At 67.0% G+C, this 14729-nt stretch carries 15 protein-coding genes; 3 read left to right on the top strand and 12 right to left on the bottom strand.

Annotated features, from left to right (window positions below):
- On the top strand, positions 1-782 hold a 782-nt coding region (locus tag AWB92_RS30275; RefSeq protein ID WP_158090341.1), incomplete at its 5' end, for a PE-PGRS family protein.
- Between the two features lie 62 nt (positions 783-844).
- Positions 845-1423, top strand: a complete 579-nt coding sequence (locus AWB92_RS00145; RefSeq protein ID WP_085183540.1) for a hypothetical protein — start codon at positions 845-847, stop codon at positions 1421-1423.
- Positions 1424-1510: 87 nt separating this feature from the next.
- Here the strand turns inward: AWB92_RS00145 and AWB92_RS00140 are convergent, their stop codons facing one another.
- From AWB92_RS00140 to AWB92_RS00085, 12 genes are all read right to left on the bottom strand, one after another.
- Positions 1511-1993, bottom strand: a complete 483-nt coding sequence (locus tag AWB92_RS00140) for a mammalian cell entry protein (protein ID WP_085183539.1) — start codon at positions 1991-1993, stop codon at positions 1511-1513.
- Positions 1993-2694, bottom strand: a complete 702-nt coding sequence (locus AWB92_RS00135; protein ID WP_085183538.1) for a mammalian cell entry protein — start codon at positions 2692-2694, stop codon at positions 1993-1995. The genes AWB92_RS00140 and AWB92_RS00135 overlap by 1 nt, the downstream gene beginning before the upstream one ends.
- Positions 2694-4418 (bottom strand): virulence factor Mce family protein, encoded by a 1725-nt coding sequence (locus AWB92_RS00130; protein ID WP_085183537.1) that lies wholly within the window; start codon positions 4416-4418, stop codon positions 2694-2696. The genes AWB92_RS00135 and AWB92_RS00130 overlap by 1 nt, the downstream gene beginning before the upstream one ends.
- A gap of 8 nt (positions 4419-4426) precedes the next feature.
- Positions 4427-5593: a virulence factor Mce family protein gene (locus AWB92_RS00125; RefSeq protein ID WP_085183536.1), complete on the bottom strand. Its 1167-nt coding sequence runs from the start codon at positions 5591-5593 to the stop codon at positions 4427-4429.
- Positions 5590-7038 carry a virulence factor Mce family protein gene (locus AWB92_RS00120; RefSeq protein WP_085183535.1) on the bottom strand — a complete coding sequence of 483 codons (1449 nt, stop codon included), beginning with the start codon at positions 7036-7038 and terminating at the stop codon, positions 5590-5592. Before AWB92_RS00120 ends, AWB92_RS00125 begins: the two co-directional genes overlap by 4 nt.
- Positions 7035-8099, bottom strand: coding sequence for a virulence factor Mce family protein (locus tag AWB92_RS00115; protein ID WP_085183534.1), 1065 nt, complete (start codon positions 8097-8099; stop codon positions 7035-7037). The genes AWB92_RS00120 and AWB92_RS00115 overlap by 4 nt, the downstream gene beginning before the upstream one ends.
- Positions 8089-9141 (bottom strand): MCE family protein, encoded by a 1053-nt coding sequence (locus AWB92_RS00110; RefSeq protein ID WP_085183533.1) that lies wholly within the window; start codon positions 9139-9141, stop codon positions 8089-8091. Before AWB92_RS00110 ends, AWB92_RS00115 begins: the two co-directional genes overlap by 11 nt.
- Complete coding sequence (locus AWB92_RS00105; RefSeq protein ID WP_085183532.1) at positions 9141-10343, bottom strand: MCE family protein; 1203 nt, start codon at positions 10341-10343, stop codon at positions 9141-9143. The genes AWB92_RS00110 and AWB92_RS00105 overlap by 1 nt, the downstream gene beginning before the upstream one ends.
- Before the next feature lie 19 nt (positions 10344-10362).
- Positions 10363-11205 carry an ABC transporter permease gene (locus AWB92_RS00100; protein ID WP_085183531.1) on the bottom strand — a complete coding sequence of 281 codons (843 nt, stop codon included), beginning with the start codon at positions 11203-11205 and terminating at the stop codon, positions 10363-10365.
- Positions 11206-11212: 7 nt separating this feature from the next.
- Positions 11213-11977 carry an ABC transporter permease gene (locus AWB92_RS00095; RefSeq protein ID WP_068185235.1) on the bottom strand — a complete coding sequence of 255 codons (765 nt, stop codon included), beginning with the start codon at positions 11975-11977 and terminating at the stop codon, positions 11213-11215.
- A gap of 237 nt (positions 11978-12214) precedes the next feature.
- Positions 12215-13129, bottom strand: coding sequence for a 3-oxoacyl-ACP reductase (locus AWB92_RS00090; RefSeq protein WP_085183530.1), 915 nt, complete (start codon positions 13127-13129; stop codon positions 12215-12217).
- Positions 13130-13153: 24 nt separating this feature from the next.
- Entirely contained in the window at positions 13154-13345 is a 192-nt protein-coding gene (locus tag AWB92_RS00085) for a ferredoxin (protein WP_068105780.1), read from the bottom strand.
- A gap of 189 nt (positions 13346-13534) precedes the next feature.
- On the opposite strand from AWB92_RS00085, the gene AWB92_RS00080 reads away from it, so the two are divergent.
- A complete protein-coding gene (locus tag AWB92_RS00080; RefSeq protein ID WP_068105420.1) occupies positions 13535-14716 on the top strand; it encodes an acyl-CoA dehydrogenase in 1182 nt (393 codons plus the stop codon).
- The last annotated feature ends 13 nt before the right edge of the window (positions 14717-14729 follow it).

Here is a 14729-nt window from a genome sequence, read left to right as displayed (position 1 = left end):
GGGCCGGCGATACCGCCGGCGGTTTGGGTGGTAACGCGGGCAACGGCGGCTGGTTGCAGGGCAACGGCGGCACCGGCGGGGCCGGCGGGAGCGCTACCGGCGCCAACGGGATAGGCGGTTTCGGTGGCCACGGCGGCAAGGGCGCGTGGCTGCACGGCAACGGCGGCACCGGCGGGACCGGCGGCGACGCCACCGGAGCGGGTGGACACGGCGGCAGCGGCGGCGACGCGGGCACCGCCGGGGTGTTCGGCAACGGTGGTCACGGCGGCCAGGGCGGCTCCGCGTTCCTCGGCACCGGCGGGGACGGCGGCAATAGCGGCAACAGCGGGATCATCGGCGACGGCGGCAACGGCGGCGACGGCGGGGCCGGCCTTATCGGCGGCCGCGGGGCCGACGGCGGCAACGTCAAGCTGTTGGGCGGCGGCGGTGCCGGCGGCACGGGCGGTGCCGGCAGCGGCCCGGCCGGAGTCGGCGGTGCCGGCGGGAAGGGCGGCGGAACGGGGATATTCGCCCACGGCGGTGCCGGCGGCACGGGTGGCGCCGGATCCGGCACCGGCGCCGGCGGGGCCGGGGGCGACGGTGGCGTCGGCGGGCTCTTCGGCGGCGGCGGCAGGGGCGGCGACGCCGGCAACGGCGCCGCACCCGCCAACGGCGGCAGGGGCGGCGACGCCGTATTCATCGGCAACGGTGGGAACGGCGGGAATGGCACCGGCGGCGGAAATGGCGGAAGCGGGGGCTTTGCCGGGCCGTTCGGCCACAGCGGGGCGCACGGTTTGCCATAACCCCCCATGGTGCTGCCGCCCAAACGCTGTGATACTCGATGCAGCGTAGAGGGAGGAACGTCATGAAGCTCCGTCGTGGCCTGGCCGCCGGCGCCGGCATCTGCTCGGCCGTCGCGCTCGGAATCGCCTTGGAATCGGGCGAACCCGCCGGAGCCGTCGCGCCGCCACCGGACGGCAATTACTCCTTCAATCAGGCGGGGGTCTCCGGGGTGACCTGGACGATCACGGCGCTGTGCGATCAGGTGAACGGAAGCCGCTACTACAAGGACTATTCGAACCCGGACATCATGGCGGACTTTTGTGCCCTGAACATCGTGAGCGCGACCGACGAACGGATCAGCCGGCAGGACAAGCTGCAGAACTTCAGCGGCAGGGCCCGGCTGGTGAGCCAACGCTGGACCTTCAAAGTCGACATTGCCGACGGCGTTTCGTGCCCGGGCGGCGGCACCGCGGCATCCACCGAAACCTATGCGTTTGACGACGAGACGCTCACCGGCACACACACCAGTCTGCATGGCCCAGAGTGCGGCCTGGAATCGGCGATGAGCAAGCAACCGTTTTCGTTGGCACTCACCGGCCCTCCGCCCAGCCCGATCGAGCGTTATCCATTGCGCTGCAACGACATTGCGATGTGCTTCTGAGGGTTGGCCTGTTGCCCCACGGCCGGGAGTCACGCCAGCGCAACTTTGGGCGTCGAGCGTCACGCTAGCGTGACGCTCGACCGGCGCCTAGATCGGTGTGATGTAGGCGATCAGCCACTGCCTGCCGACTTTGGTGAAGTCGACCCGTAACCGGCTGCCGTCGTAGAGCGGCTGCCGTGACTTGTCGGTCACGGTGCGGTTCAGGTAGACCATAACCGACGCCGAATCCCGCTTGGCCGACATGACGCCCACGCCAACGACATTGGCCTGGACGACGACCTCACGCTTCTTCGCCTCCGGAATGATCTGCGCGTTGGCGCTCTTCTGGAACTCCTGGCGATAGGCGGGCGTCAGCAACGGGTATGCGGCCGAGAGGCTCCGCTCGACGGTCTGATAGTCGTAGGCGAACACCTCGGGTATCTCCTTGGCGGCCAGCCCCGGCAACACCGCCCGCGCGGCCGCCTCGCCGCGCGTCTGCGCCCGCTCCCAGTAGAACCAACCGGCCGCCGCGGACAGCCCGACGAAGGCAGCCACCAGTAGGGAGCCCGCGACGGCGATCAGCAACCGCATCAGTTACCCCCATCCGGATACTTCAGGTCGTAGCCGGTCATCCGCCCGCGCTCGTCCTCGTGCACGATCACCCGCAACCGATACGGCATGGACGGCTTGTTCGTCCCGTCGATGTCGGCGACCGTAACCCGCACCGACACCAACACCGACGCGTTGTCGGTGACCGAATCGACCCCCTCCAGCGCGGCGCCGTTGACGACGGCTTCCGACGTCGCATTGGTGGAGCGGAACAGGCCCTTGAGGTTCTCAATGTTGTTGTTGGCGCCCAGCATTCCGCGCAGCGGGCCGCTGGTGCTCTCGTAGAACCGGTTCACGCTCTCGTCGATGTTGTCCTGCTTGTAGCTGAACATGTTGACCACCGTCTGCGTGGCGGTGTCGACGAAGCGCTGATCGCGCGCCTGCGCCGCGTCGGCGTGCCGCTGCTGGACGACCAGCGCCACCAGGCAGGCGGTCAGCGCGCCGACCGCCACCAGCGCCGCGGCGAACGACGTCCGCAGCACCAGGGCGCGGTTCGGCCGGCGCCGCGGCGGCGGCTTGACCGGCTTCAGGGTCGCAACAGGTTTCGCCGGCGGCTTCGGTCGGTCCGCAACGTCGACCTTGACCGGAGCGGCCTCGCGCGCCTCGCCCTTGGCCGGCCCCGCCGCGCGCGAAGCACGGCGACGCACCCGCCGCGTCGTCGTTTCTGGCACTTCTGGGGCCACTACATCGGCCTCGGATCAAGCATCAGGTCCACCCAGTTCTCGGCGCTGGAGGCGCCACTGGCGCCGGCCGCGAACGTACCAGTCCCGCCGGCCGGGTCCACAAACGCTCCGGTGCGCTGGTCATAGGTGGTGTAGGCCGGGCCGCTGGCCTGCGGCGGTGGACCCTGCGGCGGCCCCCACGGCTTCTCCGGTCCCGGCCCCGCGGGCGGCGGATTGATGCCCTCCGGAGGCGCCGGCGGTGGGAGCCACTTGGGATAGGGAAGCATCGGCGGCACCGGTGGGACGCCTGGCGGCATCCACGACGGGTTGCCCGGCGGTGGCGGCCGGTCGTTCGGGGGCGGCGGATCGAAGGCCGGCTGGTGGTTCGGTAACGGCCCGGGCCCGGGCACCACGCCCGGTGGCGGTGGGCCCACGATCGGTGTGCCCGGATCGGGTTCGGCACCGGGCGGGATGTACGGGAACTTGTTGGGCGGCAACACGTTCAGCCCATTCGTCACCGGAGTGTCGTACGGCACCGGCGGCCCGCGCCACGGGTTGCGGCCGACCGGAACGTAGCCCTTCGGGTCGCGGCACAGCTGGATCGTCGGCGCCCGTTTGCCGGGGAACTCCTGGCACGGGTAGTTGCGGGCACCGCGCACGGTGCTCGGATCGTTCTGTGCCGTCTTGCAGTACATGTCCCTCGGCAGCTCGCGCAGCGTCTCGTCCGCCGGCGTGCGCATCAGCGGCGGCGGCAAAAAGCCGACGGCGCACGGGGGCGGGTCATTGAGGTCGAGCTTGAAGTCCAGCTTGGCGCCCTCGTCCTGTGGGGCGCCGCCGGCGGCCGTCGTGATCGCCGCGAACAGCGCCGGCAGCACCACCAGCAGCTGCTCGATCGACTTGTGGTAAATCACTCCGACGCGGCCCAGGTTGGCCAGGCTCGCGGCCAACGCCGGGAACGACGGGCGGATGCCGGAGAACGCGGTGCTGGCCTCGTCGGTCGCGCCCGGGGCGGTGGCCAGCGTCTCGCGTAGCTGCGGGTCGGCTTGGCGCACCTCGGAAGTGAAGCGCGCCAAGCCATCCGACAGCGATTTGACGTCGGCGCCGGCGCGGATCTGGGCCTGTAGGAACGGGCCGGCCTGATCGATCAACTGGGAGACCTGCGGATAGTTGGCGTTGGCCTCGTCCACCAGCAGCCGGGCGGATTCGATCAGCCGGGCCAGCTCGGGACCCGACCCGTTGGCAGCGATGAAGGTATCGTGTAGCAGTTCGCGCAACCGGGTGTCGCCGAGGCTGTTGACCAGTGCCTCCGCCCGTTTCAACAGATCGGCGACGTCCTGACCGATCCGGGTGTTCTGCCGGTCGATCCGGGATCCGTTGTGCAGCTTGGTCGATGCCGGATTGCCGGGCGGTACCAGGTCGATGTACTGCTCACCGACGGCGGAGACGCTCTTCACGGTGGCGGTGACGTTCGACGGTATGGGCGTGCCGCTGTTGAGCCGCATTTCGGCGGTGACGCCATTGGGGTTGAGGCCCACCGACTCCACCCGGCCGACCGCGACGCCGCGGTAGGTGACGTTGGCGTTCTTGTACAGACCGCCCCCCGCCACGAAATCGGCGCTGACGCCGTACGTTCCGAGGCCGAAGGTGGCGGGCAGCCGCAGGTAGAAGACGGCCATCACAGTCAGCGTGATGGCGGTGATCACCGCGAAGATGCCGAGCTGGACTTTGGTGAGCTTGTCGATCATGCGCCGCCCTACCGTCCCTCAGGACCCGAAGTCGTACCGGGCGGAATCTTGAACGGGTCGGCCGCCTGTCCGGACAGGTTGGCCAGCTCGCCGGTCAGGAAGTCGGGCGGGTTGAGCACCTCGCTCATGTGCATCATGTTCGGGTCCAGTGCATAGGACGTGGTGAAGAACGTCTCACCGATCCGGCGCAAGGTCAGGTCGAAGGTGGTGAACACGTTGAGGTAGTCACCGCGCACCGACTGCTTGATGCCGAAGTTGGGAAACGGGAACGTCAGCAGGATCTGCAGCGAGGTGACGAAGTTCTTGCGGTTGTCGCTGAGGGCCTTGACGACCGAGTACAGGCCCTTGAGGTCTTCGGCGAAGTCCACCTTGGTTTGTGCCAGGATGTGGGAGGTCACCGTCGCCAGCTTCTTCAAAGCGGCGAACGCCTCGACGATGTGGTCCCGGTTCTTGCTGAGCACCCGCAGGGCCTCGGGCAGAGTGTCCAGCGCCCGGCCCAGGTTGTCCTTGTCGCGCGCCAGGATCGCGGAGAATCGGTTCAGCCCGTCGACCGCGTCGATGATGTCGTTGGTCTGCCGGTTGAGACCCGCCGTCAATTCGGCGAGCCGGGGGATCAGGTCCACGAACTGGTCCTGGCGACCGGCGAACGCCTGATAGGTCTCGTCGGTAATGTCTTCCAGCGCACCGAGATTGCCCTTGTTGACGACGACGCCCAGTGCCGAGAGCACCTCTTCGGTGGTCGGATAGCGGCCCGTGTTGGCCTCGGTGATCCTCGAGCCATCCTTGAGTCGGCCGGTCGCCGGCTTGTCCTTGGGACGCGCCAGGTCGATGTGCATCGAGCCCAGCAACGACGTCTGGGCCACCGTTGCGGTCGAATTCGCCGGCAACACGACGTTCTTGTTTAGCGCCAGCTTCACCGCGGCGTAGAAGGATCCATCGGAACGCTGCTCGGCCGAAATGCCCGCGACGCTGCCGACAGTGACGTCGTCGACCATCACCGGTGAGTTCTGGGGCAGCGTCGCCACGTCGGGCATCTCGACCGTGATCGAATACGCGCCGCTGCCGTGGCCGGCCGTGCCGGGCATCGACAGGGAGTTGAGGCCGTTGAATTGGCACCCGGCCAGCAGCGCGCCACCGGCCGCTAACACGGTGCCGCGCAACCAGATTCGCCTCATCCGCCACCGCCCTGATCGGCCGGCGGCGCGCCCGGCGCCGGACCCGGCGGGGGGCCGGGCAGCGGACCATAGGCGTTCCCCGGGCCGGGACCCGGGGCCGGACCGGGCGAGGCGCCCGAGCTGAGTCCTGCCGGAGGGGGCCCCGGGGCCGGCTGCGGCGCCGTCGGGACCAGCAGGGCCTGCAAATCCGCGGGGTTCTGGGCGGCCGGGGGGAGGTGGGACCCCTGGGCCGGTATCCAGGTCAGCTGCGGAATCGGGGTGGCCGCCTTGGCCTGGGTCTCCGGGGTGTCGTAGATGATCTGACCCTTGTACGCGGTGATCGTGTTAAGCGGGTGGAACATGACCGGCGGGTAGTTCACCGCGAGCCGGCGCAACACCGGGCCGAGCCGCTCGCGGCAGATCTCGGCGCGCCGGTAGTAGTCGGGCGCCCGCGGTCCGCCGGCGGTCTCGAAGGAACCACCGCAGATGAACTGCACGGGGTTGGCGAATTCGGGGATGGACAACAGACCGTTCAGGGTGCCCTGCGCCGGGTCGTAGATGTTGTAGAAGTTGGCGATGCCCGGGCCGGCCACGTGCAACACCTGCTCGATGTTGTCGCTCTGGTCGCTCAACGTCTGCGCAAAGTCGTTGAGGTTGTTGACCGTATCGATGATCGTCGAGTTGTTCTCGTGCAGGAATCCGCGGATGTCCGAAAGCGCCTGGTTGAGCGTGCCCAGGGTGTTGTCCAGATGCCGCGAGCTGTCGGCGAGCACCTGCGACACCGAGGCCACATTCCCGGCGAACTGCACAATCTGTTCGTTGCTCGCCGACAGCGCATCGACGAGCACCTGCAGGTTCTTGACCGTGCCGAAGATGTCGCTGCGCGAATCGCCCAGCCGCCCGGCGACTTGCGAGAGCTCGCGCAACGCGTTGTGGAACGACTCGCCCTTGCCGTCGAGCGTGTCAGCGGCCTGGTTGATCGCCTTGCCCAGCGGGCCTTGCATCGATCCTGTCGTCGGACCGAGCTGGACGGCCAGCTGCGTCAGGGACTCCTTCACCTCGTCCCATTCCACCGGCACGCCGGTGCGGTTCAGGTCGATGCTGCCGCCGTCGGGCAGCACCGCCCCGCCGGTGTACGCGGGGGTGAGCTGAATGAACCGCGCCGACACCAGGTTCGGCGAGATGATCACGGCCCGGGCATCTTTGGGGATCTTGACATCCTTGGCCACCGACATGACGATCTTTACGTCGGAAGGCCGCGGCTCGATCGTGTCGATCGAACCGACCGGCACGCCCAGGATGCGGACCTGGTCGCCGGGATACAGACCGACGGCGGAGGTGAAGTAGCCGATGACGGTCCGGCTATTGCCTTGCGACGACAGCACATACACGCCACCCACCAGCATCGCGACCAGCGCGATGATGATGCCGTAGCGCACGCTCCTGCTGCCGGTGAACCGTGTCATGGCGATTTCGGCCTGATGATCCAGCGTTCCTGAATCAGCCCGCGCAGGTAGTCGGCGAGGCTGGCCGGCAGCTTTCCGGGCTGGTAGAAGAAATCGAACATCGTCGCCACCAACGGCGCCGGGATCACACCGTAGACGTTGACGTTGAACCCGGGCCCGGAACCGACCACCTCGCCAAGCTCGGTGGCGTAGGTGGGCAGCCGCTTGAGGGCCTCGATGATGTAGTCGCGGCGCTCGTTGAGGTCGGCCAGCACCAGGTTCAGCTTGCTCAACGCGGGGCCGAACTCCTTGCGGTTGTCGGCGACAAAGCCGGAAATCTGTTGTGAGAGACCGCCGATGCCCGAGATCAACTCGCCGATCGCGGCGCGCCGCTCGTCGAGCGCGGCGAACAACTCGTTGCCGTCGTCCACCAGCTTGTTGACCTGGTCAGCGCGCTGCGACAACACCCCCGTCACCGACTTCGCATGCGCCAGTAGGCCCTGCAGCGCCTCGTCGCGGCGGTTCAGCGTGCGGGACAGCGATGTCACGCCGTCCAGCGCGCCGCGCAGTTCGGGCGTGGCGTCGTGCAGCGTGTCGGTGAGCACGTTCAAGGCCTGCTCGAACTGCGGCTTGTTCAGGTTGCTGGCGTTGTTACCCAGATCCTCGAGCGCGCCGGCCAGCGTGTACGGCGTCGTCGTGCGGCTCAGCGGAATCGTGGTCGCCTTGCCGCTGCCGGCCGGGGTCACCGCAATGGAACGCTCACCGAGGATGGTGTCGGTGCGGATCGCGGCCATCGACTGATCGCCGACGACGACATGCCGATCGACGCTGAAGGTCACCTTCGCGCTGTCGCCGGCCAGGCCGACCGAGGCTACCTTGCCCACCTTGAAGCCTGACACGTAAACGGAGTTGCCCGGGTTGATGCCGCCCGCGTCGGTGAAGTAGGCCTCGTACATCTTGCCCTGCGGAAAGAACGGCAGGCCCGCGTATCCGAACGCGATGAGCACCACGCAAACCACCAGCACCACACCGAAGATGCCGGTGCGCAGCGGGTCGCGTTCGCGCCTTGCGTTACTTGACAAAAGCGCACCTTCCCTTGCTGGGGTCCACCGGGCCGCCGAACGGTATCAGGATGTCGCCGCCGGCCGGGCCGTTGATCTTGATCGTCACCGAGCAGAAGTAGATGTTGAAGAACGACCCGTACGCGCCGAGCGCGGCCAGCCGCAGGTAGTCCTCGCCGAGTTGCTCGACATCGTTGTTCACCTCGGCCTTGCGGTTGTCCAACTCGGTGGCCAGCGGTCGGGTGTTCTCGAGGATCCCCTGCAGCGGGCGGCGCGAATTCTTCAGCAGCTCAGTCAAGTCCGTGGTGGTGGACGCCAGTGGGGGGATGGCCCCCGCGATCGAGTCCTTGTTCTTGGCCAGCCCGGTGATCAATTGCTGCAACTGGTCGACGCTGGCCGAGAACTGCGCGCTCTTTTGGTCGACGGTGCCCAACACGGTGTTGAGGTTGGTGATCGCGTCGCCGATCAGCTGGTCGCGCTGGCCCAGCGCCGACGAGAACGCGCTCGTGTCGGCGAGCACATTGGACAACGCTCCGCCCTGGCCCTGCAACAACTGAATCACCGCGCTGCTGATGGTGTTGACCTTGTCGGCGTCCAGGCCCTTGACCAGCGGCCGCAGCCCGCCCAGCAGCGCGTCGAGATCCAGTGCGGGCTGGGTGTGTTGGGAGTTGATCGTGCCGCCCGGCGGCAGCTTACGCAGCTCCCCGGGGCCCGAGGTGATCTCCAAATATCGGTCGCCGACCAGGTTTTCGTACCGGATCACCGCCCGCGTCGACGAATACAGCGTGTAGCGGCTGTCCACCCCGAACTTTACGTCGATCGTGTTGTCCTGGTTGAGCTTCACGCCCGACACCGCTCCGACCGGCACGCCGGCGATGCGCACCTTCTGACCGGACTTCAACTTCGACACGTCGGTGAACGTTGCGTGGTAAGTACTTTCGGGACCGAACCGGAAGTCCCCGAAGACCACCACCAGCGACGCACTCACCAATATCATGGCCACCGCGAAGATACTGACCTTGATCAGCATCGACCGGTGCGACGGCATCCCCGCGGCCGCCATCAGAAGTCGTCCCGTTCCGCGAAGGCGCCGTGGAACAGGAACTGCAGGGTGGAGGGCGCGTCGAACTGCAGCTCGGTGAACGGCTCGTACGGGATGTTGGCGTTGTCGGTGACGAGGAAGGGCGCCCGGTAGAACGACCCACCGGTCTGCTTGGTCGGGATGTCGGGCAGTCCGCGGCAATTCGGACCGCCGGAGGCGTTGACGATCGGCAGGGATTCCGGATACGTGTACGACGGCGCACCCAGGACGAAGCTAGACGACGTGAACAGCCCGGCCTTGCGCACACCGATCAGCGGGGCGAATTCCTTGATGCCGCGCTCGACACCGGCAAAGAAGCAGCCGAATTCGGACGAGTAGTCGTGGGCCACCTTGATCGGGGCGCGCAGCCTGTTGATGGCGTCGATGAAGTTCTGCTCGGCGGGTTCCAACGTCTCATAGGCGTTGTTGGCCAAGCCGATCGCCGCCAGCAGCGTGTCGTTGAGGTCCTTCTGCTTGTCGACGACAGTCCGGTTGATGGTGGGCAGGTTGTCGAAGACGGTGTTCAGGTCGGGGGCGGCGTCGGCGTAGGTGTTGGTCACGATCCCGGCCTTGCGGAAGTCCTCCTGCAGGGCGGGCAGCTTCGGATTCGCCTGGCGTGCCAGCGTGTTCAGCCCGGACAGCAGCGATCCGAAGTCGTCGCCGTGGTTGCGCAGCCCTTCGGACAGCGCGCTCAGCGTGCCGTTCAGCTCCACCGGGTCGACCTTGTGGAGCAGGTCGATGAGCGATTGGAACAGCGTATTGACCTCGAGCGCTACTGCGGAGGCCTCGACGTGCGCGTCCGGGCGCAGGGATGTCGGCGAAGGGGCTTGGGGCGGAATGAATTCGACCGACTTGGCACCGAAGATGGTGTTGCCCGCGATGTGCACCGTCGCGTTGGAGGGGACGAAGTGCATCTGATCGCTGCTGATGGCCAACGTCAGCCGAGCCTGGTCACCGGAGTAGTCGATGCTGGTGACCTTGCCGATCTGAATGCCGCGGTACTTGACCTTGGCGCCCTTGTCCATCACCAGGCCCGCCCGTGGCGCCGAGACGGTGACGGTGTCGGTCGAGGCGAAGGCCGCGGTGTACGAAAGGTAGGTGAGGACGGCGAAGGCCACGATCACGGCGGCCAGCAGCGCCGCTGCCAGCCGAACCGATGAGCGTCGTGATGCGCCGTCCGCCATGTCTTTTCGGGAGCTCCCTTCACCCGGAGAGGTTGAAGTTACCGGACGCGCCGTACACGGCCAGCGAGATGAACAAGGTGATGACGACCACGACGATCAGCGAGGTGCGCACGGCCTGACCGACCGCGATGCCGACGCCGACCGGGCCGCCGCTGGCGTTGTAGCCGTAATAGGTGTGCACCAGCATGACCGCGATGGCCATCACGATGGCCTGCAGGAACGACCACAGCAGGTCCGACGGGATGAGAAACGTATTGAAGTAGTGGTCGTAGAGGCCCTTGGACTGCCCGTTGATGTACACCGTGGTGAACCGGGCGGCGAAGAACGCGGCGAGCACCGACAGCGAGTACAGCGGAATGATCGCGATCAGGCCGGCGATCAGCCGGGTCGACACCAGGTAGGAAACCGACTGCACGGCCATGCATTCGACGGCGTCGATCTCCTCGGACACCCGCATCGCGCCCAATTGCGCGGTGGCGCCCGCTCCGATGGTGGCCGCCAGCGCGATGCCCGCGATCACCGGGGCGACGACGCGGACGTTGAGGAACGCCGACAGGAAGCCCGTCAGCGCCTCGATGCCGATGTTGCCCAGCGACGCATACCCCTGCACGGCGATGACGCCACCGGAGGCCAGGGTCAGGAAGGCCGCGACGCCGACCGTGCCGCCGATCATGACGAGAGCCCCCGCGCCCAGCGTCATTTCGGCGACGTTCCGGATCGTCTCCTTCCGGTATTGGGTGAGCGCTTGCGGCACGTAACGCACTGTCTTGCCGTAGAACAACGCCTGCTCGCCGAAGTCGTCGATGGGCCGCTGCAGCCGCGACATGAAACGGCGAAACCGCAGGGTGGCGTCGTAGCTCATCGAGTGCTCACTTGGCGGTGATCCGCACACCGACGGCGGTCATGACGACGTTGATGACGAACAGGCAGATGAACGCGTAGACGACGGTCTCGTTGACCGCGTTCCCGACGCCCTTCGGTCCGCCCTTGACGGTCAGGCCGCGGTAACACCCGACCAGTCCGGCCATCACGCCGAACAGCAGCGCCTTGACTTCGGCGAGCACCAGCTCGCGCAGCCCGGTCAGCACGGTTAAGCCGTTGATGAAGGCGCCCGGGTTGACGCCCTGCAGGAAGACGGAAAACACATAACCGCCGGACAGGCCGATGGCGCACACCAGGCCGTTGAGGAGCAGCGCTACCACGGTCGACGCCAAAACCCTTGGCACCACGAGCCGGTGGACCGGGTCGATGCCGAGCACGCGCATCGCGTCGATCTCTTCCCGGATGGTGCGGGCACCCAGGTCGGCGCAGATCGCGGTGGCGCCCGCGCCGGCGACGACGAGCACCGTCACCACCGGGCCGAGCTGGGTGACGGTGCCGAAAGCCGTTCCGGCGCCCGACAAGTCGGCGGCTCCGATCTCGCTCAGCAGGATGTTGAGGGTGAACGCGACCAGCACGGTGAAGGGGATGGACACCAGCAGCGTCGGCACCAGCGACACGCGGGCGATCATCCACGTCTGTTCGAGGAACTCCCCCAATTGAAACGGCCGTCGAAAAGTCTCGCGGCCGGTGTCGATCATCATCTCGAAGAACCCGCCCACAGCGCGGGCGGGAACCGAAAGTTGTTCTATCAACTTGGCCGCCCCCCTCTGCTGCTCGCGGCGAAGCCTGTGTGTCGCCTTAACGTTGTCTTCGGTCGCATGCGGCTCGGTGTAAGCCGGATCATATTAACTCAGAGAACGAGCACCATGTCAATGAACAGCATTTCCGTATCCGAACCGTTAATTTGACCAGGTCAGGGCTGTTGTTGATGGTTCAATCTGACACGTGTTCTACTCGGCATTTTCAGCTCAAAAAGCGCGTTTACCCCGTCATTGCTCCATGAGGTTGACCGCGGAAAAGTTCCGCTCCGGATCGCGTCCAGCAAAGTATTCCTGGAGCGCGCCGCTGAGCTGGCCGGGCTCCCAGGCCGGCCCGTCCGCCTTGAATCTGTGCTCCGCCGTCGGTGCGGCCACAAGTGTCACCTGCGGCCCGTAAACGATGAACACCTGCCCGTTGACTTCCGCGGCAGCGGGCGACGACAGGAACTTGACCAGGCTCACCACGTGCTCGGGCGAGAGCGGGTCGATGCCGCCTTCCTCCACCTCCGGCGCGTCGCCGAAGACGTCCGCCGTCATCGCCGTGCGGGCCCGCGGGCAGATCGCGTTCGCGCACACCCCGTAGCGGCCCAACGCCCGCGCGGCCGTCAGCGTGAGCGAGATGATGCCCGCCTTGGCCGCTCCGTAATTGGCCTGCCCCACCGGCCCGACCAGGCCGGCTTCCGATGCGGTGTTGACGATCCTGCCGAAGATATGGCCGCCCGCGTCCTTGGCCTTGGTGCGCCAATACGTGGCCGCGTTGCGGGTCAGCAGGAAGTGGCCGCGCAGGTGCACGGCGATGACGAGGTCCCATTCCTCGTCGGACATGTTGAACAGCATCCGGTCGCGGGTGATCCCGGCGTTGTTCACGACGATGTCCAGGCCACCCAGCCCGTCGGCGGTGGCCACGAGCTCGTCGGCGGTCGCGCGCTGGCTAATGTCGCCGGCCACCGCGACCGCCTTGGCCCCTGCCGAGTTGATTTCGTCGATGACGTCGGAGGCGTCCAGCGCGGCGGCGATGTCGTTGACGACGACGGTGGCGCCCAGCCCGGCCAGGCCGAGCGCCTCGGCGCGTCCCAGCCCCGCGGCCGCGCCGGTCACCACCGCGACCTTTCCGGATAGATCGGTCGCGTTTGTGCTGCTAGTCAATTTATGAATACCTCTAGTCTGTGTTCAGTCTTCACGGAGCAGCGCGGCGCGCGGGCACTCGGCGATCGCCTGCTCGGCCAGCTGCTCCCGGTCGGGCGGAATCGGATCGATCTTCACGACGGCATAGTCTTCATCGTCCAGATCGAAGAGGTCGGGTGCGATTCCCAAGCACACCGCGTTCCCTTCACACCGGTCACGATCCACGATCACCCGCACGGAACCCTCCTCGAAACTGGCCCTCAACCTGAGCGCACGCCCTATCGGTTCGTAGGTCCACCATAGGGCCCCGGTGCGCCAGGCGAAACGGTCGCTGGATTCCCAGACTAGAACGTGTTACAACCGGGGAGGCGAACGGGTAGCCGTTGGTCGAGCTACGCGTGTCACGTTAACCAAAGGACGGCTGGAATGCGCATCAGTTACACCCCTGAACAGGAGGAGCTGCGTCGCGAGCTGCGGTCGTACTTCACCAAGCTCATGACCCCGGAGCGCCGCGCGGCGCTGACGTCGACCGAGGGCGAGGTCGGCACCGGCAACGCGTATCGCGACACCGTCGCGCAGATGGGCAAGGACGGGTGGCTCACCCTGAACTGGCCCAAGGAGTACGGCGGCCAGGACCGCTCCCCGATGGATTCGCTGATCTTCACCGACGAGGCCGCGATCGCCGGCGTGCCCGTGCCGTTCCTGACGATCAACAGCGTGGCGCCGACGATCATGGCCTTCGGCACCGACGAGCAGAAGAAGTTCTTCCTGCCCAAGATCGCGGCCGGCGAACTGCACTTCTCGATCGGCTACTCCGAACCCGGCGCCGGCACCGACCTGGCCAACCTGCGCACCACCGCCGTGCGCGACGGCGACGACTACGTGATCAACGGCCAGAAGATGTGGACCAGCCTGATCGCCTACGCCGACTGGGTCTGGCTGGCGGTGCGCACCAACCCGGAGGCCAAGAAGCACCGCGGCATTTCGATGCTGACCGTGCCGACCACCGCCGAGGGCTTCTCCTGGACGCCGGTGCACACCATGGCCGGTGTGGACACCAGTGCCACGTATTACTCCGACGTGCGGGTGCCCGTGACCAACCTGATCGGCGAGGAGAACGGCGGCTGGAAGCTGGTGACCAACCAGCTCAACCACGAGCGGGTCGCACTGGTGTCGCCGCAACCGATCTTCCTGGCCCTGCGCGAGGTTCGCGAGTGGGCGCAGAACACCAAGGACGGCGGCGGGGCCCGGCTCATCGACTCCGAGTGGGTGCAGCTGAATCTGGCCCGGGTGCACGCCAAGGCCGAGGTGCTCAAGCTGATCAACTGGGAGCTCGCGTCGTCGGACAGCGAATCGCTGAACCCGGCGGACGCGTCGGCGGCCAAGGTCTACGGGACCGAGCTGGCCACCGAGGCCTACCGGCTGCTGATGGAGGTGCTCGGCACCGCGGCGACGGTCCGCCAGGATTCGCCGGGTTCGCTGCTGCGCAGCCGGGTCGAGCGGATGCACCGGGCCTGCCTGATCCTGACCTTCGGCGGCGGCACCAACGAAGTGCAGCGCGACATCATCGGAATGGTCGCGCTGGGCCTGCCCCGAGCCAACCGCTAGAGCTTTCTCTATA

Origin of the sequence: Mycobacterium sp. IEC1808, from assembly GCF_002101935.1 — a bacterium.
Taxonomy (GTDB): Bacteria; Actinomycetota; Actinomycetes; order Mycobacteriales; family Mycobacteriaceae; genus Mycobacterium.
This window is presented reverse-complemented; position numbering and strand designations above follow the sequence as displayed.